We start from the raw sequence: 22,231 nt of genomic DNA, 5'->3' as shown, positions 1-22,231 counted from the left end.
CCAAAACACAATAAATTTGGACGGTTTCACTTGAAGAAGCCGAGCATTGGAATTTAGAGACGCCCATGAATATGAGCGCTTGTCTAACAAACTGGACACACCCTTCTCTAAATTAGAATCGCGACCAACAAACAAGAGCGAAGTATGAACTACCCTTATGCTAATAAACTCTCGCGTAAAGAGTATGAAAAAGAAAAAAAAGCACTTCAAATAGAACTTTTGAAAGTGCAGAGCTGGGTTAGAGAAACGGGACAGCGTGTCGTAATCATTTTTGAAGGGCGTGATGCGGCAGGCAAAGGAGGCACGATAAAGCGCTTCATGGAGCACTTAAACCCTCGGCACGCCCGAATCATTGCTCTTGAAAAACCCTCTAATGTCGAATCTGGACAATGGTATTTCCAACGCTACATTAAACAACTGCCCACATCAGGCGAAATGTTGTTATTCGACCGTTCGTGGTACAACCGCGCAGGTGTAGAGCGTGTCATGGGGTTTTGCAGCCCATCAGAATATCTGGAGTTTATGCGAGACACCCCTGATCTAGAACGCATGCTGGTCCGTAGTGGAATTCGATTATTTAAACTCTGGTTCGAAGTCAGCCGCGATGAGCAGTTCCAACGTTTCCAATCACGTAAAACAGATCCACTTAAACAATGGAAACTTTCACCGATTGATATGGCTTCGTTGGACAAATGGGACGCCTATACCGATGCAAAAGAAGCCATGTTTCGACATACAGATACAGCCGACTCCCCATGGATCACACTTTTATCCGACGATAAAAAACGTGCGAGACTCAATGCCATGCGCTATATCCTAAACAATCTACCCTATCCAAACAAAAAACCATCGTTGAACTTAACGCCCGATCCACAGATATGCATCCCTGCACGTACGCTACTTTAATAGACACCAAGGAGAGCAAACAATGGCTGATCGCTTAACTCGGATTTACACCCGCAGTGGTGATAAAGGCACTACTGGACTGGCTAACGGTTCCCGCGTACCAAAGTATCATCCCAGAATTGAAGCACTGGGTGATGTCGATGAACTTAACAGTTTAATTGGCCTGCTAATTAGCGAATTAGAAAGCTCTCACCCCTTATTAAGCAATCTGCAAACCGTCCAAAACGATCTCTTTGACTTAGGAGGTGAGCTTGCAATAGCCGACAAGAGCTACACTGTCATTCAACTGGAAACCGTCAATCGTTTAGAGCACTGGCTGGATATCCTAAATGACGAGCTTCCTCCTTTGAAAGAGTTTATTTTACCCGGTGGAAATCGAGCCGCTGCCACAGCCCATCTTGCTCGCACGGTTTGTCGTCGGTCCGAACGCCGTATGGTTGAATTGGCCAGCATTGAAGATGAAACAATCAATCCAATGGGGGCCGCATATCTAAATCGCTTATCGGATTACCTTTTTGTTACGGCACGTTTTTTAGCAAGAGAAAAAGGAGGGCGCGAGGTTCTTTGGCAGCCGTCATCGGCACGCGAAAACTAAGATCCTCTCAGAAAATTTCGCTTAATTACTTGATTAGGCACAACACTTGAGTGTTGAATCTGATATTATGCTTCTTATTGAATTTAACGACTCTCCGAAGAGGAACTTCTAGTGGAACAGGAAACTATCTGGATAATCACTCTTATTGCCCTAGTTATTGGCGCCATGATTGGCTATATGCTTGGCTTTTCGAAAGGAAGCAGCAAACAAAAAATTGAGACAGCCAACGAAATCAAGCAAACCAAAACCGAACTGCACCGATACAAGCAGGAAGTCACGTCTCACTTCGAAACGACAGCTGAGCTCGTCAACAACTTGACTGAGCAATATCGTAAAGTTCATGAGCATCTGGCATCTGGAGCACAGACACTCTGTCCAAATCAAGCCGCGGGTAACTCTCTTCATGCATCGTTACAACCAAAGCAGGTTGAAGCCTTGATACCCGACGTACAAACTGAAGACGTTAAGCCACCTCAAGACTCAAACTTAGAAGATCAAACAAACGTCATCGAACCTCCTCGTGATTATGCACCCAAGGCACCGAATGAAGAAGGCACTCTTTCGAGCAGTTACGGCTTAAAAAAGAAAGATGAAATCACACCTCCGCCTCAACCAGATCCAGGCCTCAACGACGAAGGCAATGAAACTAAGCGTTAAACTGGATTATCTATATCAACAAACCTGTGCTCAATCTCCCAACGGTCAGCCAAGTGCTGGCCTAGGGCTTGAATCCCGTATCGCTCGGTAGCATGATGCCCTGCTGCAATGTAATGTATACCCGCCTCTCGCGCAAAGTGAACAACAGGCTCAGAAATCTCTCCACTGATGTAGGTATCTGCACCCAACGCATACGCACTTTCAATCATTTTGTCAGCCGCTCCCGTGCACCAAGCAATCTTACCCACCGGATGCGCCCCACCTGCAATCACCTGAGGCACTCGTTGCAACACTCTCTCCAAATGCTGAGAGAATAAACTTAATTCAAGAGGCTCTGCGAGAGCACCAATATTTCCGATTGCAAAAGGATTGTTCGGTTCCATCGTTGACTGAACCACAAACCCTAGTCTATCCGCAAGCTGAACATTGTTGCCCAACTCAGGATGAGCATCCAAAGGCAGATGATAAGCAACCAGGTTAATATCATGGGCAAGCAAGGTTTTCAGACGCTGGTACTTAATGCCGGTAATGACTTCAGATTCACCTTTCCAAAAATACCCATGGTGAACCAATAGCATATCAGCTCCCCACGCCACAGCCTCATCAATGAGCGCTTGGCATGCTGTTACCCCCGTCATGATTTTGCGTATATCCGAACGACCCTGAACCTGTAAGCCATTAGGACAATAATCCTTGAAGCGATCCACCTTTAACAATTCATGGCAGTACTTCAACAATGCCTCTCGTTCAATTACCGGATTATTCATGGCCTAGACGTCCCAATTTAGTTAAACAACTCGTATAATGTAACAAATTCATACGCAGATAAGGAACGATGAAAAAGTTTAGTTTCCTCGGTTGGCCAATTCTAACAGGTATCCTTGCTGCCCTGTTGATCTTACAGTTCCTACCTAATTTCAATGTGCAAGAAGTGAATAAAGTTGAAATTCGAGAAACCTTTATTCCAGAGCAAACCCATAGTATCAAGCGTATTTCCTATGCCGATGCTGTTGATCGTGCGTCGCCTGCTGTAGTCAATATTTTTACGCAAACTGTCGTTCGTGAAAACAACAATCCTTTAATTGCAGACCCATTTTTTCGTCAATTCTTTAATCAAGATCGCCTCCCTCAACAGCAAGAGCGAATCCAATCCAGTTTAGGGTCAGGCGTTATCATCAGTCGCCAAGGGTATGTGGTTACCAACAATCATGTCATCAGCGGTGCTGACACGATCATTGTATCGCTGCAGGATGGACGAGAGTCCATTGCAACTGTCATAGGTAGTGACCCTGAAACAGACCTAGCCGTCTTAAAAATTAACCTAACCGACCTCCCCAGCATCACACTGAGCACATCGGATGCCCATTTAAGAGTCGGCGATGTGGTATTAGCGATTGGAAACCCTTTCGGTGTAGGCCAAACTGTCACAATGGGGATCATCAGCGCGATAGGTCGTAACAGTATTGGCTTAAACACTTACGAAAACTTCATTCAAACCGATGCAGCCATCAACCCAGGGAACTCAGGGGGGGCGCTAATCGACCCGGACGGTAATTTACTGGGCATTAATACCGCCATTTTTTCCCAATCCGGTGGCTCACATGGCATAGGCTTTGCAATTCCAGCGTCAGTCGCTCGAAAGGTCATGCAAGACTTAATTGAGCACGGTCGTGTCATTCGTGGCTGGCTTGGCATAGAGGTTCAAGAACTGACTCCAATTCTAGCAGAGTCCTTTGGTGTAACGGACCGTCAAGGGCTGATTATTGCGGGCATTTTTCGCAATGGTCCGGCGCATCAAGCAGGTCTTCAGCCCGGTGATATTTTACTGGCCTTAAATGGAGAACCACCGTCAACGGCGCGTTTGACCATGAGCCGCATAGCCGGAATACGCCCCGGTGAGAAAGCAAGGATGGAGATTTTGCGCGATGGACGCGAAATGTCGTTGATCGCCACTATTGGAGAAAGACCTCAGATTCGTTGACCAAATCTGAGGGCCTTAATCCTAGATACCGCTAATCCAGTATACGATACTCAGCTGAGCGTGCATGCGCCGTCAGGCTTTCACCACGCGCCAAAACAGACGCGACTTTGCCCATTTCAGATGCACCTTCAGGTGAAAACATAATTAACGACGAACGCTTCTGAAAATCATATACACCCAATGGTGATGAGAAGCGTGCAGTACCTGACGTGGGAAGAACGTGGTTCGGCCCTGCGCAATAATCGCCAAGCGCTTCAGCCGTGTAACGCCCCATAAAAATAGCACCCGCATGACGAATCGCAGGCAACAGCGCTTCTGGATCTTCAACCGAAAGCTCTAGGTGCTCAGGAGCAATGCGATTACTGATTTTCGCGGCTTCCGCCAAGTCCGCCACTAAAATCAATGCGGCACGCGTTTCGAGCGACGTTTTAATAATTGCTTGACGTTCCATTGTCGGCAGGAGCTTTTCGATACTGACCTGAACGTCATTCAGATAATCAGCATCTGGACATAACAAAATGGATTGCGCGTCTTCATCATGCTCAGCCTGAGAGAACAAGTCCATTGCAATCCAATCAGGGTTTGTTTTTCCATCACAAATAACAAGAATTTCGGATGGCCCTGCGATCATATCGATACCAACAGCACCAAAGACTGCTCGCTTTGCCGTGGCAACATAAATATTGCCAGGACCCACAATCTTATCCACTTTAGGAACGGTGGCTGTACCATAGGCTAAAGCAGCAACGGCTTGCGCTCCTCCAATGGTAAAGACTCGATTAACGCCCGCAAGAGCCGCCGCTGCCAACACCAACTCATTGACAACGCCGTCTGGTGTAGGAACCACCATAATAATTTCTTTCACACCTGCCACTTTTGCTGGCAATGCATTCATTAATACAGACGATGGGTATGCCGCTTTACCACCAGGTACATAAATACCTACCCGATCCATTGGTGTTACTTGCTGCCCCAGATGCGTTCCGTCCGCTTCCATATAACGCCAAGAATCACTTTTCTGACGTTCATGGTATTGGCTGATACGTGTCGCCGCTGTTTCAAGTGCCGCACGCTGCTCTGCTGGCAAATCATGCAATGCCTTAGCTAGACGCTCAGGCGAAAGCTCTAACTCAGCCATACTCTGAGCCTGCATGCGATCAAACTGATTGGTATACTCAACCAATGCTTGATCGCCTCTAGCTTTGACTTGTGCAATGACGTCATCAACTACTTGATTAACACGCTTATCAGACACAGACTCCCACGCCAACAATGCATCTAGCTGCTGCGCAAAATCGCTTTGGGAGGAGGACAAACGTTTGATAGACACTTGCGTCATTTATAAACCCTCTCGTTTAGCAATTACGGCCGCTCTCATTTGCTCAATGATCGGCTGAATCAGTTCATACTTCATTTTCATTGCAGGCTGTCCAACAACCAGACGAGAGCTAATATCAGCAATATGCTCCATCGCTTCCAAGCCGTTGGCTCTGAGTGTATTGCCAGTATCAACGATATCCACGATTCGATCCGCCAGCCCCATCACTGGCGCAAGCTCCATTGCCCCATAGAGCTTTATGATATCAACCTGCGTTCCTAACCGGGCATAATACTCTCGAGTCACATTAACAAACTTTGTTGCTACACGCATCCGCCCCTCGACACGTCCCGCGTTTTTAAGGCCTGCAACCATTAACTTACAGCGAGAGATTTCTAGATCTAAGGGTTCATACAGTCCCTGCCCCCCATGCTCCATGAGCACATCCTTACCTGAAACCCCCATGTCTGCACCACCGTACTCTACATAAGTGGGAACGTCGGTTGCGCGAATAACCATTAAACGTATATGAGGATGGTTTGTATCAAAAATCAGCTTACGACTGCGTGATATATCCTCAGCCGGAAAAATGTCAGCAGCCGCCAATAACGGTAGGGTTTCGTCTAAGATCCTGCCTTTTGACAGGGCAATCGTAAGCTGTTGCGTCATAACTTTCTCTCTTAAGCTTTAATACGCCGTATACCTGCACCCAGTGCACGGAATTTTTCTTCAATCGCTTCGTAGCCACGATCAATATGGTAGATGCGATCAATTAAGGTATCACCTTCGGCCACCAAGCCCGCTATGACCAAGCTGGCCGATGCACGAAGATCGGTTGCCATGACCGGTGCCGCCTTTAAGCGCTTAACACCCTCAATGATGGCTGACTTGCCATCAATGGTAATATCCGCACCTAATCGAATCATCTCTTGCATATGCATAAAGCGATTTTCAAAGATGGTCTCCTTGATGATACCAACGCCAATTGCGACAGCATTCATTGCAGCAAACTGAGCTTGCATGTCAGTAGGAAACCCTGGATAAGGTGCTGTTGTTATATTCACAGCCTTGGGTCGACGTCCTTGCATATCCAACTCAATCCAATCATCGCCCACTGTCACATGCGCACCCGCCTCTTCCAGCTTTTGCAATACTGCGTCAAGCGTATCAGGGCGTGTATGCAAAGTCTTAACTCGACCGCCAGTGGCAGCTGCGGCTACAAGAAAGGTTCCGGTCTCAATACGATCCGCCATAACGGGGTAACGACACCCTTTCAAGGACTTAACGCCCCTCACGGTAATCATGTCCGTTCCTGCACCCGTGATATCCGCGCCCATCGCATTTAAACAATTTGCCAAGTCAACGATTTCAGGTTCACGTGCCGCGTTTTCGATCAGGGTTTGCCCCTCTGCTAGGGTCGCCGCCATTAAAATGTTTTCAGTCCCAGTAACGGTCACTGTATCAAAAAAGACTCGCCCCCCTTTTAAGGGTCCATTACAACTCGCTCGAATATAACCACCGTCCACTTCGATTTTTGCACCCATGGCTTCCAAGCCACGCAGATGAAGGTCGACTGGACGACTGCCAATTGCACACCCACCGGGTAAAGACACCTCGGCTTTACCATACCGCGCCAACAGAGGCCCAAGCACTAAAATAGAGGCTCTCATCGTTTTGACGAGCTCATAAGGAGCTATGACCGAGTTGAGCGAGCCTGTATTGATTACAACACTAAACTTTTCATCTCGACTGATTTCTGCCCCCATCTTACGCAATAGCTCAAGCATCGTTGAGATATCATGCAAATCAGGAAGATTGGTAATATTGATGGGCTCATCTGACAGAATTGAAGCTGCAAGAATAGGCAATGCCGAGTTTTTGGCACCCGAAATCCAAACCTCGCCATTCAGACAGGCACCGCCTTCAATTAATAACTTATCCATTTAGAATCCTGTTTAATCGCTTAACCTGCGATATCGGCCCATTGCTCTGGGGTATAGGTTTTAATGGTGATGGCGTGTATTGCCCCACTTGCGATTTCTTTATTTAAACAACCGTAAACCAGTTGTTGTTTTTTAACAGGAGACAGTCCAGAAAAAACAGAACCTACCACAGTAATTTGAAAGTCACAGCCTTCACCTGCAGTATACACCTGACAACCATCTAACTGACGTTCAATAATTTTTTTTACTTCATCGGCATGCATAGAAAACTCCGGTACAGTGTAGAGCCGCGCTGAACAAGGTGGACATCATAACGAAAAAGGGCCAAAAAGGCGACCTAGCCTTTTGGCCCTACTGACTCAAATCAATGGGCTGTCATTTCAAGCCCGACCAACTCAGCAATTGATCGCAAATCCGCAGGTATAGACAGCGGGAACAGCTGAATATTTTGATTTTTTGCTGCACGAAGACCGCACAACCACAGGGACAACGCTGAACTATCTACTCTACCCACCCCTGAAAAATCAACACTCAACTTCGCATCACGCGCCTGAGTATTCATCAATTTAACAAAGGCATCACGCATATCGACTACGGTAGCGAAGACAATATCACCCGACAAGTATAGGTCGATTCCTTTAACTCAACCTTCGACATCTTTCACTACCTGCGCAATTGTACTCGCAACGCGCTCTTCCCAACCATCAATCACACCAGAGACAGAACGAGCCCTTTGATACATATCGGCAAACTGATTTTGAAAGGTAAGACGCAAATTAATACCTTCAACCATAACATTGACCAACATCCAACGACCTTCATCTTTTCTCATATAGTAGAGAATGTTAAAGGTTTGGCCTGCTGATGACGTCATCACAACATTGACAACCTGCAGCTCAGGTCGGGGACTTGGCGCCCTCGGAGGGACAATTCGGTAGCTCGCTACAGAGAAATCGCTGACGGCAATCGAATAGGTTCTCACCAACGTCGTTTTCAAAATTCCTGCAAATCGTTGCAGCTCTTCTTCAGTTGCCGTGCGTGCGAAACGCCCCATGACTCCGCGACCAAAACCATAAAAGTCGATAACCGGTGTCACGATATTTTGAATCTCAGTTTCTAAGCGGTCCTTGTTACTTGCACTCAGAAGCGATTTATCGCTCATCAACACCAGCATTTTTTCCGTTGTTTCTTCAACAACCGCTTTTGCTTCTTCCCAATCTTTGTCGATTGCAAGAGCCTGTGCCGACGCTGTTAACACTAACAACGCCAAAAACGGACGCCAAAACAATTGTCTCAACATAACATTCACTCACTCACCTGATTCATCAAAAACTTACCCACTAGATCTTCAAGAACCAATGCAGATTGGGTGTTATAAATAAACTCTCCAGGCGCGAGTACGTCGACATCTCCCCCAGGAATAATACCAATGTACTGCTGCCCCAAAAGGCCAGAGGTTAAAATCATGGCGGAACTGTCGGTGCTCAAAAAGTCGACGTCTGGATAAATTTCCATTTCAACCTCGGCCATCAACATTTGCGGATCCAAACGAATGCGCGTCACTTCACCGATCTGCACACCTGACATTGATACTTTGGCACGAGTTGTTAAACCACCAATATTCTCAAAGTTGGCATAAATTTTATATCCCGTCCCTTTAGATGCTAAATTTAAGCCGCTGACATTAAGTGCCAAGACCACCAACGCTAAGAAGCCAATAAGCATAAAAAAACCTACACTTATTTCCATTGTACGCATACGCATAATTACAGATCTCCAAACATCAAAGCAGTCAAAATAAAATCGAGGCCCAGCACCGCCAGTGATGAATAAACCACTGTTCGGGTTGTTGCTTGGCTAATCCCTTCGGAAGTCGGTACACAGTCATAACCTTGGTATACAGCTATCCAGGTCACCACAAAGCCAAAGACCACTGCTTTGATCAGACCATTGACAACATCGCTCATAAAATCAACCGACTGTTGCATGTTGGCCCAATATGAACCACTGTAAATCCCCAGCCAGTCAACAGCCACTAGTGCCGCACCCCAAACACCGACAACTGCAAAAATCATACTCAGCAAAGGCATGCAAATAAAACCAGCGTATAAGCGTGGCGCTATAATGCGTCTCAACGGATCAACGCCAATCATCTCTAAGCTTGCCAATTGCTCCGTCGCTTTCATCAACCCAATTTCGGCCGTCAAAGCGGACCCTGCTCGACCGGCAAAAAGCAATGCGGTGACCACTGGCGCCAACTCACGAACGAGACTCAACGCAACCATCTGCCCAACAGCCTGTTCAGAGCCATAATCAACCAGGATAGTATACCCCTGAAGCCCCAAAACCATTCCGATAAACAGTCCAGAGACGACAATAATGATAAGAGACAACACCCCGACAAAGTAGATTTGCTTAATCAACAATGGAAACATCATCACTGGTGCTGGCTTAGCCACCACTGACTGAAACAAGATTTGCCCTGATCGGCCGAAAGCAGCCAATTTAGACAAGGTCCGATGACCGAGTTTTTGCATAAAATCAATCAACGACTTACTCCCTTATGCATTAACTGCTCTACGAAATCAGGGGCTGGATAGTGAAAAGGCACTGGACCGTCTGGCAAGCCTTCCACAAACTGACGCACCTGTTCTGATTCAATGGTTTTAAGTTGCTCTGGCGTCCCATGCGCAATGACCTTACCATCCGCAATTAGATACAGATAATCTGCAATCGACAGCGTTTCTTGAATATCATGAGATACGATGATGCTTGTATGGCCCAAGGCTTGGTTGAGGCGTCGAATTAAGTTCACCAACACCCCCATCGCAATTGGATCTTGGCCGGTAAAAGGCTCATCGTACATAACGATGTTAGGATCCAATGATATTGCTCGCGCTAACGCAACACGCCTTGCCATTCCTCCTGACAACTCACTGGGCATCAAGGCATACGCTCCTCTAAGCCCAACCGCCTGAAGCTTCATTAATACGATATCCCGTATCATTTCTTCAGGCAGTTGTGTGTGAACTCGGATCGGAAACGCCACGTTATCAAAGACGTTCATGTCCGTAAAAAGCGCGCCGCTCTGAAACAACATCCCCATTTTTTCGCGAATAACAAATAAATCTCTGCGCCCTAGAGAGGGCACACTGCTGCCTTCAACAACGATATCACCGCTGTCTGGGCGCAATTGTCCGCCAATGAGTTTCAACAAGGTGGTTTTACCCGTCCCCGAAGGTCCCATTATGGCCGTCACTTTTCCCCGGGGTATTTTGATATCGACGCCTTTGAAAATAGGCCGATCACCCCTGGAAAAGGTCAAATCTTTAATTTCAACGATGACATCCTCAAGCATGCTTGAAGCACTTCCTGTCGTCGGACTCACTGCTTCCATCCCGTTAGTGCCCTATCTTAAAAACGAACGTGTATTTGACATGCAAAATCACAAAAAGATCTACTATAACACTACCTAAGTCGACTTAAAATGACTCTATCAGAATCACGGTCGTTTACGTATTCTCTCCTGATGAAATGCAAGATATCCGCTTCAACAGATGCTTAGCAATCTAAGCTGAGTTAAACTATGACCTATTACAGTATTCACCTTTAAACTAATGGCAAAATAATGGCTATTGATTATCTGAAAACAGCAAAGCGCACCATTGAGATAGAGCGAGAGACATTAAGCGCTTTGCTAGAGCATCTAGACTCCAGTTTAAACGATGCTTGTTCAATCATGATGACATGCAAAGGCCGTATCATCGTGACAGGAATGGGAAAATCTGGACATATCGGCAACAAAATTGCAGCAACGCTGGCTAGTACAGGTACACCTTCATTCTTTGTGCACCCAGCCGAGGCGAGCCACGGTGATTTGGGCATGTTCACCCCGCAAGATGTCGTTCTTGCCCTGTCCAACTCAGGTGAAACCAATGAAGTGATTACGATTTTACCGCTAATCAAGCGTATGCATGTTCCATTAATTAGCATCACGGCCAACCCCAACTCTACCCTCTCTCGCTTCGCTGACGTCAATCTCCATATCCCCGTCACGCGCGAAGCATGCCCCCTCAATCTAGCGCCAACATCGAGCACTACAGCACAACTCGTTCTTGGTGATGCATTAGCGATCGCTTTGCTCGAAGCTCGGGGATTTAGCGCCGAAGACTTTGCCTTTTCTCATCCAGGGGGCAGCTTAGGTCGACGCTTACTCCTCAAAGTTGATGACATTATGCACTCAGGTGACGATATCCCCTTAGTATCACTCAACACGCCCATTCATGAATCACTCTTGGTCATGACACGCAAACGACTTGGGATGACTGCGATCATTAACGATGCTGGGCAGTTGCAAGGCATATACACAGACGGTGACTTACGTCGAACACTTGATTTAGAAACCAATTTAAAAACCACACCAATTTCTGAAGTTATGACGCATGGATGCACAACAATACAAGCCGGATCTCTTGCAGCAGAAGCACTCCAAATCATGCAAGAACGAAAAATAAACGCCCTACTCGTTACTGATAAAGAAGGAAAAGTCACGGGCGCCTTAAACATGCATGACCTACTTAAAGCAGGAGTCATTTAATGGGTAACTCTCTTTCAGCACAACTGACCGAACGTCTAAGACCTGTAAAACTGGTTGTTTTTGACGTGGATGGTATTTTAACGAATGGCCAATTAAATTTTTTGCCTGACGGACAAGAGATCAAATCCTTTCATACACTGGATGGCTTAGGCATCAAACTGCTGCACAAGGCAGGTATTGAAACCGCCATCATCACGGGCCGAAGCTCACCACAGGTCGAACAACGAGCCAAAGCACTCGGCATCCATTACCTAATGCAAGGCCGTGAAGACAAACTCGTTGCGCTCGAAGAGCTATGGAAGCAACACCATCATAGCGCCGCAACTACGGCTTATATTGGTGACGATCTACCCGACTTAGCGGCCATTATTACCGTCGCCTTTGGTGCATCCGTCCCGAATGGACACCCTCTTGTTCGTGCCGAAGCGGATTGGTGCACAAGCCGCAAAGGCGGAGAAGGTGCCGCTCGTGAATTCTGTGAGGTGATTTTATCTGCACAAGGAAAACTCAACGCACTGATTGATGAGTTTCGCTAATGCGTTGGACTCGCCATTTCGCACTTGCCGTCGTTATTTTATTAACCCTGATTCCTGTTTTATACTGGGGCTGGATGGGTATTAACCGACCAGTCCTTGAGGTCAGTGAACCAAATGAAGACAGAGTCGATTTTTTCATTTTAGACGGCCACCTTAAACGCTATAGTCAATCAGGTGAACTTGTCCATCAACTTTCATCACCGCTTATCGAGCATTTACCGGGTCCATCGATCACTCAGGTGACGCAACCCAAGGTAATACTCATCGGAACAGGTGATAAAGAAACGCACATTAAAGCCGACAAAGGCACGATGACGGATGACGAAAGCAAGATTGAGCTTGCAGGGAACGTCCGTGTTATTGATAATTCATCTTTTGATGCACCTAGAGAGCTAAGAACAGAAACAATGACGTTATTTCCTTCGTCACAGTACGCTGAAACCGCAGACCCTGTCATGGTTGTACAGGCATTCAGTCAGCTATCAGCCATTGGCATGCAAGCCTGGCTGGGTGAACAACGGATCGAATTGCTTTCTGAGGTACGAGGATACTATGCAAAAAGTGAGTAAACTGATAGGCCTGTTGGGAATGGTGGTTCTGAGCAGCTTAGCCTTTGCACTTCCTGAAGATCGAAACCAGCCTATTCATGTTAGCGCTGATCAGGCCAGTTTAAATGAGGCTACAGGTGTTTCTGTCTATTCGGGCAATGTTGAAATCAAACAAGGCAGCATGATCCTCAAAGGCAGTCGTGTCGAACTTCATCGTGACAACCAAGGAAGCATTGCTCGGATCGTATCCTCTGGCAATCCAGCGGAGTTTCAACAGCAATCTGTAGCAAGCCAACCTGTAACACGCGCCTATGGCAATCAAATGGACTATCGTATCCCCACACAACTCATTACCATCACGGGCAATGCTCAAGTTCAACAAGCCAATGACCGCTTTACAGGACAGCGTATTGTTTACAACATGGATAAATCGATTGTAGATGCATTCGGTAGCGAGCAACCTGGTGGTCAACGCGTCGAAATGATCATTCAACCTAGGTCCAACAATTGATATGATCACGCTTGAAGCACAACATTTAGCTAAGTCGTATAAACGTCGACAGGTCGTGCGCGATGTGTCCTTACATCTTAAGCAAGGTGAAATTGTAGGACTCCTTGGCCCTAACGGTGCTGGAAAAACAACCTGCTTTTATATGATTGTTGGTTTGATCAACGCAGATCAAGGCGCTATTTTAATTGATGAAAAAGATATTACCCGTTTACCGATGCACGGGCGCGCACGCCTTGGCTTGGGCTACTTGCCACAAGAAGCCTCCGTATTCAGGAAACTATCGGTTGCTGAAAACATCTTGGCTGTTTTACAAACGCGAAAAGATCTTAACTCATCTCAGCGCAAGGCAATGCTTGAAAGCTTGCTAGAAGAGTTTAGTATTACGCATATACGTGACAGTTTAGGCATGTCCCTATCTGGTGGAGAGCGTCGACGTGTTGAAATCGCGCGAGCGTTGGCAACCGAACCTGCGTTTATTTTGCTTGATGAACCCTTTGCGGGTGTTGATCCAATATCGGTTAGCGATATAAAGCAAACGATCAAGCATCTACAATCTAAAAATATCGGCGTGTTAATCACGGACCACAATGTCCGTGAAACACTTGATATATGTGAACGAGCATACATTGTTTCGGAAGGTCATATCCTTGCAGAAGGCCACCCATCTGACATAATGGCAAATGAACAGGTTCGACAAGCCTATCTTGGCGAGCAGTTCAGGCTCTAAACATTAATCCGTATCCTTCAACTGAGTGATATATCTGGCATATGAAGCAAGCCTTACATTTAAAAATCGGCCAGCACCTCACCATGACGCCGCAATTGCAGCAGGCTATTCGCTTATTGCAATTATCGACGTTGGACCTACAACAAGAGATACAACAAGCGCTGGAAAGCAATCCGCTGCTTGAAATCAGCGAAGATGATACGGATACGGATATCCCAGTCCATTTAAGTTCGGACAACCAACGAGAGCTGAGCACAGAACCCTCCTCAAATGACCGTGAAGAGGTGGTTGAGCATGAAGCGGAAGCTGAGCACGATTGGAACGATCAAATACCTGAAGACCTCCCCACAGACAGCAGCTGGGAAGATACCTTTCAGCATCAAAGTTCAGGGAGCAGTTCTGACAGCGAATGGGCCGACAATGAAAACGACTCTCGTGAAGACACGCTGCTTGATCATTTAAATTGGCAGTTAAATTTAACACCTATGTCCGATGCGGATCGCCTGATTGCTGAAGCGATAATTGAGGCCATTGACCCTGATGGATATCTGCAGGTTAGTGTTGATGAACTCATGGAGCAATTCGTTGCTCAATTCCCCGATATCTTCAGTGATATTGACCTTGATGAAGTCATCGCCGTGTTACACAGGGTTCAACAATTTGACCCCCCTGGCGTTGCGGCACGTGATTTGAGCGAGTGTTTAAGCATTCAGATTAAACAATTACCAGACACTCTGCCTTGGAGAGAAACGGCTTTAAAGTTAGCGAATGAACATCTCCAACTCTTAGGGAATCATGACTACAAAGCGCTAATGCGCAAGCTGCGCTTGAACGAAGAAGACTTGTCGTCGGTCATCGAGATCATTCAGTCACTCAATCCAAAGCCCGGTGCCAGCATTGCTTCCAGTCAATCTGAATATGTCATACCTGATGTTGTCGTTCGCAAAGTCCAAGATCAATGGATTGTCTCGCTAAGCCCAGAGACATCACCGAAGCTTCAGATTAATACACAATATGCCGATTTAATTCGACGAGCCGACAACAGTGCTGACAACACCTATTTGAAAAACCACCTACAAGAAGCTCGCTGGTTTCTAAAGAGCCTAATGAGTCGAAACGAGACCTTATTAAAAGTCGCAACAGAAATCGTCGAGCGCCAAAAAGACTTCTTAGAAATGGGTGAAGAGGGCATGAAACCGATGGTCCTTCATGATATTGCTGAGGCCGTCTCTATGCATGAATCCACCATTTCACGTGTCACCACTCAAAAATTCATTCATACTCCTCGAGGTATTTTTGAATTGAAATATTTTTTCTCAAGCCAGGTGAACACGGCTGATGGAGAAGGCGCATCTTCAACAGCTATCCGAGCTCTGATTAAAAAGCTTGTTACAAGTGAGAATACCGCCAAGCCTTTAAGCGATAATAAAATTGCACAACTCTTAATGGAGCAAGGTATCAATGTTGCCCGTCGAACCGTAGCAAAATATCGTGAAGCTTTAGGTATTCCACCTTCTAATGAGCGTAAGCGTCTGCTTTAATTATAATAGATAGGTACGAGCCATTTCGTACCCTTACCAAGGAGACAACCCATGCAGATCAATATTACTGGCCACCATGTAGAATTGACTGAATCCCTAAATGACTACGTTCACACTAAATTTGAGCGTCTTGAACGTCATTTTGATAACATTACCAATGTTCAAGTCACACTGAGTATTGAAAAACAACGCCAGAAAGCGGAAGCTACAATGCACCTCGCCGGTGGTGAAGTGTTTGCGCAGTCCGAAAATGAAGATATGTATGCGGCGATTGATGCTTTGGTCGATAAACTTGACCGACAAGTTATTAAGCATAAAGAAAAAATGAAATCCCATAAATAAAGACGATTTAGTAATTATCATGCCTATTTCCGAGCTACTGACCGAATCAAGAACCCTTTGTCATATTGACGCCATCAGCAAAAAAAGGGTTCTTGAACTTGCCAGCCAAACCCTAGCTGAGCAAGCAAGCGGATTAGATGCTGAAGACATCTTCAGCGGTCTTTTAAACAGAGAGCGTCTCGGTAGCACTGGCATCGGCGACGGTGTGGCTATTCCACACTGTCGCTTGGCAGGTTGCACAGAGGCCTTAGCACTGCTCATGACCCTCCAATCAGCTGTCGATTTCGACGCCATCGATAACCGACCCGTTGATATTATTTGCTGCTTACTGGTTCCGGAAGATGCTGCCAGCGAACACTTACAAACCTTGGCAACTTTAGCGGAATTGTTCAGCCAATCCAACGTGCGTGAATTGCTGAGAAGCAGTGAAGACAAACAAACCCTCTTTCAGAATGTTATTCAGTCACTTGGGGAGTCGACTGAGTGAAGTTAGTCATTCTGAGTGGGCGTTCGGGCTCCGGAAAAAGTACAGCACTTCAAGCACTGGAAGACATTGGTTTCTATTGCATTGATAACCTTCCAGCACTTTTGCTGCCCGAGCTCATTCAACAAATGCTCATTGCACCGGATCGCCCCGATAAGCTTTCCGTCAGCATTGATGCACGTAATTTGATCAGCAATCTTTCACAAGTTCCCACAGTGCTCAACACACTTGCCGGGATGGACGATCTTGTCTATGAGATCATTTACTTAGATGCATCCGAAACGACCTTACTGAAGCGTTTTAGCGCTACCCGTCGTAAACATCCCCTAACCAACTCACACGCTGGTTTACAAGAAGCGCTTTATCAGGAGCAGCGTTTACTCGAACCTATTGCAACCTTAGCGGACATTCGTATCGATACAACCCGACTCAGCCTCTACGAACTGAGGGACAGTATTAAACTGCGGGTTGCCAATCGCAAAGAACAAACATTATCCTTACAGTTTGAATCCTTTGGCTTTAAACACGGACTGCCCTTAGATCTAGACTTCACATTTGATGTGCGCTCCCTACCCAATCCTTACTGGGTACCTGAGCTACGCCAATACACAGGTAATGACCCGCAAGTTATCCAATTTCTTGAGCAGTCTCCTGATGCTATCGATATGATCCATGATATTGTATATTTTCTGGAGCGATGGCTACCCAAAATTAAGCAGGATAACCGCAGCTACTTAACTGTCGGTATAGGTTGCACGGGGGGGCAACATCGATCTGTCTTTATTGCTGAACGATTGGCTAGCCATTTTAATCAGCTTATGGATAATGTAAGTGTACGCCACCGGGAGTTGAGTTAACTCCTTTGATCTCTGGCGCGAATGATCGGAATGTTTCTATGATAAAAGCACCTGTTACGATAGTAAATAAACTTGGCCTACATGCACGTGCAGCGGCAAAACTCTCGGCTAAAGCAAACGAATTTAATAGTCAAATCCAAGTTGAAAAAGCAGGTCGCGTGGTCGATTGTAAGAGCATCATGTCCGTTATGATGCTGGCGGCAAGTAAAGGCACCGAGCTAATACTCCACATAGATGGAGACGATGCGCAGGACGCGCACCTTGCATTAGAATTGTTAATTCAGAATCGCTTTGACGAACCCGAATAACACACCATTAATCCTTCAAGGTAATTTTCCTCATGAGTAAAACAGACAGACTGATATCTTTACAAGAAGGCACAGAGAGTGAAGAGATCAGCCGTTCTGAAGTCAAACGCCAAATGGAAGCTCTTCAAGAATTGGGCAAACGCATCACTGAACTACGTCCAGATCAACAGGCACTAGTTCCAATGGACGATATACTCCGCAAGGCAATTGAAGAAACACGAAAAATCAGTGCAAATGGTGCTTTACGTCGTCACTTCCAATACATTGGCAAGTTGATGCGCAAAGCGGATGCCGATGCAATTAAAATAGCCCTCAATCAGTTTGACACGTCTCGCAATGAACACAATCAAAAGTTCCATGCTTTGGAAGTTTGGCGTGATCGCTTGCTGACGGATACGGATAAAAGCCTAACAGACTATATCCGTGAGTTTCCTGAAGCCGACATACAAAAGTTAAGACAACTTATTCGGAATACGCTCAAGGAACAAGCAATGGGAGCCGCTCCGGCCAACTATCGCAAACTGTTCAAATTTATTCGTGAAACGGCTGAAGCTCAAGACAACGCTTAAGCCTATTCATCAGATGTTGAAGATGCCTGCCCCACAAGCTGAATAACGGGATCATCTAAGGTTCCCGTTAGACGGTAACGTATCCGAGTCATTTTTTCGATTTGATCTCCCATTATACGATCAACCAAAAAAATGGCACCGGCCACTTGAGGCGCTCCCAGCAACACCGCGCCTAGCGTCAGATTACTGCCCAAGGGGATATTTACTTCAATCATCTTATCAAATTGATCGTTGTGAAAGTTTAACGAACCGCTAATCGTCATGGTCGCTGACGGCCCCGTCAGCTTTAGAGGGTCCATTGTACTGGCGAGTCCCTGCTTCAGAGAATAGGCGGCGGCCATCGTATCAAACACCAATCCTTTTTTAAGCAGGTCACTAAAATCAAGTTTCAAGCGTCTAGACAGTGTATTCAAATTGAGTATGCCAAACACTCTTAGGAAGTTAGCCCCCATACCCGACTCCACAATACGCCCCTGTTCTGCCGAGAAGGCAAAACGGCCGTCTAGAGCAGACAGTTTGAATGCTTCTGCTCCTCCCAACCACGTGAAATCCGCTATGGCATCAATACTCTTTGCCTCAATGGCCGACTCATCACTCCAAGACTTCAGAATATTTTGCAACTCTGACCCCATAAGCCTTAGCTGCAAACGACTATTTTGAGCTGGGTCCACAAACCAGTCTAACTGCCCAGTTAAACTCATTTGCATTAAACTGGCATCAATCTGATGCACTTTTAGATGATCCGATGCTGGCATCAACTCAAAGCGCCAATGCCCAATATTTTTTTCATTGAGCTCAAGTCGCTCAATATCCACGTTTAAAATCGGCATACGCTGCAAGAGTGACTGGGTTAAAAGCGGTTCGACGCTCCCTAGGCTAGCCTCTGTTTTGCGCTGCGGTTTAAACGTCAAAGCAAGCTCATTCAAGGATAAACTCCAAGGTTGATTGGCATTATCCTGAGTTAGCACCCCCGTCGCTTGATCACTGCTTAACTGAAAATGCAGCGAAGGCTCTGTTAGTAAACGACGCATCGCCACTTGGATATTACTAAACGTCTGCCCTGCCATCACTGCCTCGGCAACACGAATGGAAAGACGAGTTACTGGAAAGCTGGATACACCCTCTTCTCTACTCGACACATGTGACACTTTAGGTATGTGAAACGCTATCCAACTCGACCACTCATCTAGAATGTCTGCATCCAGGTAGGAAAGTCGCCCTTCAATTTCCAACCCCGGCAATTCGGGTAGGTTAACCTCTCCACTGCCAATTCGAAGCATTCCACGAGGTGAAGTGCCGTAATTGTAGAGTGCCGCAAACTGATCATGATAATCCACACGGAACTGCGTGTTTTCAGGCTGTATTTCGACACGCAAAGGACGCACATCGGCGGCTGATTTATGCAGCCCCTTAGGTCCTTGGATAGAAACCCCTTCAAGATTGGATTCGAAGGATACCTTTGGGCAATCTGTATCACCGCACAAGACAACGGAGGCCCGATAGTCCGTTTGCCCCGACAGGCTATCATTAAGTGTATCCATCGCCATCCAACGAGTAAGCTGTGGCATCTCCACCCGACTTGCAAGATCGATCAATGTTTTATTAGTGTTGGTTTCGACCGAGGCTTGAAAAGGCTGTCCCCAAAACTGACCACTTAACCTTGGCGCGCTAAATCCTGTGTCGGTGGAGTAAGAAAGTTCGCCTGTGATTTTCTCTAACAACAACTCAAGCGCGTCTGAGGCCACGGCTGCCGAATGTAAAGTCCCTTTGAAATCCACCTTGACTGAGTCTTGATCATTTAGAGGAACCACCAACTGCAATGCAGTGCTCGCTTGGCCTGAAAAATGCCAGTCAGCTACTTCGTGCGCAAGCCCTAAAGGCCCCTTTAGTAACTGAGTGATATCAGACAAATCCCCTTCAAGTGGTGCACCCACATACAAGCGCTGCGCGTCAGGAGGCATGTAAACCCAAGCATTGTTGACCTTGGTATCCATTAACCGCCCCTGTGCGATATCGACACGCAGCTCAGTATCACGCAGATGCAAAAAGAACTTTGCGTCTTCGATGGCTGGCCACTCAGGCAAAAAGGCAAAACGAGCATCATCAACATCAAAAAACAACTGAACACTCAACGGCAAAGAGGGCGCCTCGGATCTCAGTCCTGCATGAATCACTAAGCCAGCACGATTAACAGCCCCCCCTTTAATCGCCCCCATTAACCACGCATGCAACTCATGACCAATAACAGGTGGCGTGTAAAACTCAGCCTGAAGGGCCTGTGAGTTAGCCATACCGATCATCAAGCTCAGCTCTACCTGCTCCGCCTTGTCAAAAGGACGGTACAAACTAAACCGCCCCTTAGCATCCACCTGATCGTTCTTAAGCGCCAACACATTGCTACCGATTTTCATCGCGTCATCGTTCCAGGACCAATCGATCTCACCCGACGCATGGGTGTAAGACCAGCCCTGATCAAACAGTTGTGGAAAGTTCAAATAGAACTCGCCGCTCTCTAGAACAACTCGCCCTACTTGCCAAGAGGCTTCCAAACGCCCAACCACCCCACGTGCTTCTGGCGCTTCATCCCATGCCGACACAGAAACCTGATCAAGCTCAGCGCTAAATATAAAGCTCTTCCAGTCCGCGAGATCAGCGAAATAAAGTTGTAATTGGCGTAACTGCCCAGCCGGAGATAGATCGCTTAGCAAAGGACCTACGTCCTCTGGCAGCTCACGCGCAAATGAGATCAGCTTATTAAGCTCTCCCAAGTCTAATGCATCGAGTTGTAGAAGACGCAATGCCCAATTTGCATCCGAATCCAGGGCAAAATTCATCTTGAGCTGCTCTAAACGTAAAGCAGCATCAGGAAGCTGGAGATCAGCTGACATCAGCTGAATACGTGCTTCATTCTCGGCAACAGTGCCTTGAAAATAGGCGGTGGCCTGCAATGGCTCGGCCAAAAAATGCGGTTGCCAATCCGAGACACTTAAAGACCCTTGAGCATCAATCAGCTGCCCCGACTCAATTGACAACCATACCTGTGTTGAGAGCCTTGCTGGCAAATCCTTGATATCCAGTGCAGGCAATAAAAATCCAACACGCTCAAGCTCTAAATCCTCAACATTGACATAGAGTTGAAACTCACTTGCCAGTGTTGCTAGTTCACCCACATTCGGAAGATGTATGCCAAACTCAACGATGGAGTCATCTGAAATCAAGCGAGGCAAACGCAAACGCCCCTGCATCGCCAAGCCTTTTTCACTAGGCCCCGCACTCAAATGCAACACATCAATCTGACGCTGTTCATTCTCATGCTTCACATTCAACGCTAGGTTTTCAATTGCCAGTGAGGAATGAATCAAGCCCGCTAAGAAACGAGGTGTAGAAGCAGACGTTGCTTCGTCATGACTGACATCGTCCGAGTCACGATCTGTAATCGTGAAATCAACCGAGGCCCCCTGCAAGACAAGCGTTTTAAATACAAGGCTTCGGTGCCACAAACTGCTTAAAAGATCGATTTCGGCGGAAATCGAATCAACGTTTAAACGTTGTAAGTGGGCAGTTTCATCTGTGGCCATCCAGTCCAACTGAGATAAGGATAGCTGGGGATGGCGACGCCAAACCGATACCTCAAGATCACCGCTGTGAACTTCTCCCCTTAGATAAGGTGACGCATGTGTCAAAACAAGTGCTTCGTTGTTCGCTACCAGAGTTAACGCCAAACGCGCCAACAAGGTCAATAAACACAGTGTGAAAATTAGCCATAACAGGATACGAGCACTGATGCGAACAAGGTTTTTCATGCGCATGT

General features: G+C 46.6%; 26 protein-coding genes. 15 read left to right on the top strand and 11 right to left on the bottom strand.

All coding sequences use genetic code 11. The annotated features are described in order from the left end of the window. Window positions 1-144 precede the first annotated feature (144 nt). The 3 genes from ppk2 (at window position 145) to D791_RS00365 (ending at window position 2,158) form a co-directional block, all read left to right on the top strand. Window positions 145-906: a polyphosphate kinase 2 gene (gene ppk2 / locus D791_RS00375; protein WP_036506405.1), complete on the top strand. Its 762-nt coding sequence runs from the start codon at window positions 145-147 to the stop codon at window positions 904-906. A gap of 22 nt (window positions 907-928) precedes the next feature. Further along, complete coding sequence (locus D791_RS00370; protein WP_036506402.1) at window positions 929-1,501, top strand: cob(I)yrinic acid a,c-diamide adenosyltransferase; 573 nt, start codon at window positions 929-931, stop codon at window positions 1,499-1,501. 111 nt (window positions 1,502-1,612) lie between these two features. Next, the gene (locus D791_RS00365) at window positions 1,613-2,158 is read left to right on the top strand and encodes a Z-ring associated ZapG family protein (protein ID WP_036506399.1); all 546 of its coding nucleotides are present in this window, start codon (window positions 1,613-1,615) and stop codon (window positions 2,156-2,158) included. Here the strand turns inward: D791_RS00365 and D791_RS00360 are convergent. Next, entirely contained in the window at window positions 2,155-2,925 is a 771-nt protein-coding gene (locus tag D791_RS00360; RefSeq protein WP_036506396.1) for a Nif3-like dinuclear metal center hexameric protein, read from the bottom strand. The genes D791_RS00365 and D791_RS00360 overlap by 4 nt on opposite strands. A gap of 68 nt (window positions 2,926-2,993) precedes the next feature. Between D791_RS00360 and D791_RS00355 the strand changes: the two genes are divergently transcribed. Continuing rightward, entirely contained in the window at window positions 2,994-4,139 is a 1,146-nt protein-coding gene (locus tag D791_RS00355; RefSeq protein ID WP_036506392.1) for a trypsin-like peptidase domain-containing protein, read from the top strand. Between the two features lie 31 nt (window positions 4,140-4,170). Here the strand turns inward: D791_RS00355 and hisD are convergent, their stop codons facing one another. The 9 genes from hisD to D791_RS00310 form a co-directional block, all read right to left on the bottom strand. Then, the gene (gene hisD, locus D791_RS00350; protein ID WP_036506389.1) at window positions 4,171-5,478 is read right to left on the bottom strand and encodes a histidinol dehydrogenase; all 1,308 of its coding nucleotides are present in this window, start codon (window positions 5,476-5,478) and stop codon (window positions 4,171-4,173) included. Continuing rightward, window positions 5,479-6,126 (bottom strand): ATP phosphoribosyltransferase, encoded by a 648-nt coding sequence (gene hisG / locus D791_RS00345; RefSeq protein ID WP_036506386.1) that lies wholly within the window; start codon window positions 6,124-6,126, stop codon window positions 5,479-5,481. A gap of 11 nt (window positions 6,127-6,137) precedes the next feature. Further along, a complete protein-coding gene (gene murA / locus D791_RS00340) occupies window positions 6,138-7,400 on the bottom strand; it encodes a UDP-N-acetylglucosamine 1-carboxyvinyltransferase (protein WP_036506383.1) in 1,263 nt (420 codons plus the stop codon). A 20-nt stretch (window positions 7,401-7,420) separates the two neighbouring features. Then, window positions 7,421-7,663, bottom strand: a complete 243-nt coding sequence (locus tag D791_RS00335) for a BolA family protein (RefSeq protein WP_036506380.1) — start codon at window positions 7,661-7,663, stop codon at window positions 7,421-7,423. Window positions 7,664-7,764: 101 nt separating this feature from the next. Continuing rightward, a complete protein-coding gene (locus tag D791_RS00330; RefSeq protein WP_036506377.1) occupies window positions 7,765-8,022 on the bottom strand; it encodes an STAS domain-containing protein in 258 nt (85 codons plus the stop codon). A gap of 21 nt (window positions 8,023-8,043) precedes the next feature. Next, on the bottom strand, window positions 8,044-8,700 hold the full coding sequence (locus D791_RS00325) for an MlaC/ttg2D family ABC transporter substrate-binding protein (protein ID WP_036507217.1): 657 nt from the start codon (window positions 8,698-8,700) through the stop codon (window positions 8,044-8,046). A 5-nt stretch (window positions 8,701-8,705) separates the two neighbouring features. Further along, window positions 8,706-9,164, bottom strand: coding sequence for an outer membrane lipid asymmetry maintenance protein MlaD (gene mlaD / locus D791_RS00320; RefSeq protein ID WP_036506374.1), 459 nt, complete (start codon window positions 9,162-9,164; stop codon window positions 8,706-8,708). 2 nt (window positions 9,165-9,166) lie between these two features. Continuing rightward, window positions 9,167-9,937, bottom strand: coding sequence for a lipid asymmetry maintenance ABC transporter permease subunit MlaE (gene mlaE / locus D791_RS00315; protein WP_089503590.1), 771 nt, complete (start codon window positions 9,935-9,937; stop codon window positions 9,167-9,169). Between the two features lie 8 nt (window positions 9,938-9,945). Further along, entirely contained in the window at window positions 9,946-10,758 is an 813-nt protein-coding gene (locus tag D791_RS00310; protein ID WP_036506368.1) for an ATP-binding cassette domain-containing protein, read from the bottom strand. Between the two features lie 270 nt (window positions 10,759-11,028). On the opposite strand from D791_RS00310, the gene D791_RS00305 reads away from it, so the two are divergent. Genes D791_RS00305 through yjgA form a run of 11 tightly spaced genes read left to right on the top strand, consistent with a single transcriptional unit; the run spans window position 11,029 to window position 18,420 of the window. Further along, complete coding sequence (locus D791_RS00305) at window positions 11,029-11,997, top strand: KpsF/GutQ family sugar-phosphate isomerase (protein ID WP_036506366.1); 969 nt, start codon at window positions 11,029-11,031, stop codon at window positions 11,995-11,997. Beyond that, window positions 11,997-12,533, top strand: a complete 537-nt coding sequence (locus D791_RS00300; RefSeq protein WP_036506363.1) for a KdsC family phosphatase — start codon at window positions 11,997-11,999, stop codon at window positions 12,531-12,533. Before D791_RS00305 ends, D791_RS00300 begins: the two co-directional genes overlap by 1 nt. Continuing rightward, window positions 12,533-13,102, top strand: a complete 570-nt coding sequence (gene lptC, locus D791_RS00295) for an LPS export ABC transporter periplasmic protein LptC (RefSeq protein WP_036506360.1) — start codon at window positions 12,533-12,535, stop codon at window positions 13,100-13,102. Before D791_RS00300 ends, lptC begins: the two co-directional genes overlap by 1 nt. Continuing rightward, on the top strand, window positions 13,095-13,592 hold the full coding sequence (gene lptA / locus D791_RS00290; RefSeq protein ID WP_237748453.1) for a lipopolysaccharide transport periplasmic protein LptA: 498 nt from the start codon (window positions 13,095-13,097) through the stop codon (window positions 13,590-13,592). The genes lptC and lptA overlap by 8 nt, the downstream gene beginning before the upstream one ends. 1 nt (window position 13,593) lies before the next feature. Then, window positions 13,594-14,319, top strand: coding sequence for an LPS export ABC transporter ATP-binding protein (lptB, locus tag D791_RS00285; protein WP_036506357.1), 726 nt, complete (start codon window positions 13,594-13,596; stop codon window positions 14,317-14,319). Between the two features lie 41 nt (window positions 14,320-14,360). Continuing rightward, entirely contained in the window at window positions 14,361-15,860 is a 1,500-nt protein-coding gene (locus D791_RS00280) for an RNA polymerase factor sigma-54 (RefSeq protein WP_036506353.1), read from the top strand. Between the two features lie 51 nt (window positions 15,861-15,911). Next, window positions 15,912-16,202, top strand: coding sequence for a ribosome hibernation promoting factor (gene hpf, locus D791_RS00275; RefSeq protein WP_036506349.1), 291 nt, complete (start codon window positions 15,912-15,914; stop codon window positions 16,200-16,202). A gap of 19 nt (window positions 16,203-16,221) precedes the next feature. Continuing rightward, window positions 16,222-16,689 carry a PTS sugar transporter subunit IIA gene (locus D791_RS00270; protein ID WP_036506344.1) on the top strand — a complete coding sequence of 156 codons (468 nt, stop codon included), beginning with the start codon at window positions 16,222-16,224 and terminating at the stop codon, window positions 16,687-16,689. Next, window positions 16,686-17,543, top strand: coding sequence for an RNase adapter RapZ (gene rapZ, locus D791_RS00265; protein WP_036506342.1), 858 nt, complete (start codon window positions 16,686-16,688; stop codon window positions 17,541-17,543). Before D791_RS00270 ends, rapZ begins: the two co-directional genes overlap by 4 nt. 38 nt (window positions 17,544-17,581) lie before the next feature. Beyond that, window positions 17,582-17,851 carry an HPr family phosphocarrier protein gene (locus D791_RS00260; protein ID WP_036506339.1) on the top strand — a complete coding sequence of 90 codons (270 nt, stop codon included), beginning with the start codon at window positions 17,582-17,584 and terminating at the stop codon, window positions 17,849-17,851. 32 nt (window positions 17,852-17,883) lie between these two features. Beyond that, on the top strand, window positions 17,884-18,420 hold the full coding sequence (gene yjgA / locus D791_RS00255) for a ribosome biogenesis factor YjgA (protein ID WP_051513784.1): 537 nt from the start codon (window positions 17,884-17,886) through the stop codon (window positions 18,418-18,420). A 2-nt stretch (window positions 18,421-18,422) separates the two neighbouring features. Here the strand turns inward: yjgA and D791_RS00250 are convergent, their stop codons facing one another. Further along, window positions 18,423-22,223, bottom strand: coding sequence for a YhdP family protein (locus D791_RS00250; protein ID WP_157682186.1), 3,801 nt, complete (start codon window positions 22,221-22,223; stop codon window positions 18,423-18,425). Between the last annotated feature and the right edge of the window lie 8 nt (window positions 22,224-22,231).

The sequence above is a fragment of the Nitrincola nitratireducens genome (genome assembly GCF_000585235.1).
In the GTDB taxonomy this organism is placed as follows: Bacteria; Pseudomonadota; Gammaproteobacteria; order Pseudomonadales; family Balneatricaceae; genus Nitrincola; species Nitrincola alkalisediminis.
Note: the sequence above shows the minus strand (reverse complement) of the source record. Positions and strands in the feature narration are given on the sequence as shown.

Coding starts and splice junctions, on each gene's coding strand:
- ppk2 (WP_036506405.1), top strand. CDS start 145: ATGAACTACCCTTATGCTAATAAACTCTCGCGTAAAGAGTATGAAAAA.
- D791_RS00370 (WP_036506402.1), top strand. CDS start 929: ATGGCTGATCGCTTAACTCGGATTTACACCCGCAGTGGTGATAAAGGC.
- D791_RS00360 (WP_036506396.1), bottom strand. CDS start 2,925: ATGAATAATCCGGTAATTGAACGAGAGGCATTGTTGAAGTACTGCCAT.
- D791_RS00355 (WP_036506392.1), top strand. CDS start 2,994: ATGAAAAAGTTTAGTTTCCTCGGTTGGCCAATTCTAACAGGTATCCTT.
- hisD (WP_036506389.1), bottom strand. CDS start 5,478: ATGACGCAAGTGTCTATCAAACGTTTGTCCTCCTCCCAAAGCGATTTT.
- hisG (WP_036506386.1), bottom strand. CDS start 6,126: ATGACGCAACAGCTTACGATTGCCCTGTCAAAAGGCAGGATCTTAGAC.
- murA (WP_036506383.1), bottom strand. CDS start 7,400: ATGGATAAGTTATTAATTGAAGGCGGTGCCTGTCTGAATGGCGAGGTT.
- D791_RS00335 (WP_036506380.1), bottom strand. CDS start 7,663: ATGCATGCCGATGAAGTAAAAAAAATTATTGAACGTCAGTTAGATGGT.
- D791_RS00325 (WP_036507217.1), bottom strand. CDS start 8,700: ATGTTGAGACAATTGTTTTGGCGTCCGTTTTTGGCGTTGTTAGTGTTA.
- mlaD (WP_036506374.1), bottom strand. CDS start 9,164: ATGCGTATGCGTACAATGGAAATAAGTGTAGGTTTTTTTATGCTTATT.
- mlaE (WP_089503590.1), bottom strand. CDS start 9,937: ATGCAAAAACTCGGTCATCGGACCTTGTCTAAATTGGCTGCTTTCGGC.
- D791_RS00310 (WP_036506368.1), bottom strand. CDS start 10,758: ATGCTTGAGGATGTCATCGTTGAAATTAAAGATTTGACCTTTTCCAGG.
- D791_RS00305 (WP_036506366.1), top strand. CDS start 11,029: ATGGCTATTGATTATCTGAAAACAGCAAAGCGCACCATTGAGATAGAG.
- D791_RS00300 (WP_036506363.1), top strand. CDS start 11,997: ATGGGTAACTCTCTTTCAGCACAACTGACCGAACGTCTAAGACCTGTA.
- lptC (WP_036506360.1), top strand. CDS start 12,533: ATGCGTTGGACTCGCCATTTCGCACTTGCCGTCGTTATTTTATTAACC.
- lptB (WP_036506357.1), top strand. CDS start 13,594: ATGATCACGCTTGAAGCACAACATTTAGCTAAGTCGTATAAACGTCGA.
- D791_RS00280 (WP_036506353.1), top strand. CDS start 14,361: ATGAAGCAAGCCTTACATTTAAAAATCGGCCAGCACCTCACCATGACG.
- hpf (WP_036506349.1), top strand. CDS start 15,912: ATGCAGATCAATATTACTGGCCACCATGTAGAATTGACTGAATCCCTA.
- D791_RS00270 (WP_036506344.1), top strand. CDS start 16,222: ATGCCTATTTCCGAGCTACTGACCGAATCAAGAACCCTTTGTCATATT.
- D791_RS00260 (WP_036506339.1), top strand. CDS start 17,582: ATGATAAAAGCACCTGTTACGATAGTAAATAAACTTGGCCTACATGCA.
- yjgA (WP_051513784.1), top strand. CDS start 17,884: ATGAGTAAAACAGACAGACTGATATCTTTACAAGAAGGCACAGAGAGT.
- D791_RS00250 (WP_157682186.1), bottom strand. CDS start 22,223: ATGAAAAACCTTGTTCGCATCAGTGCTCGTATCCTGTTATGGCTAATT.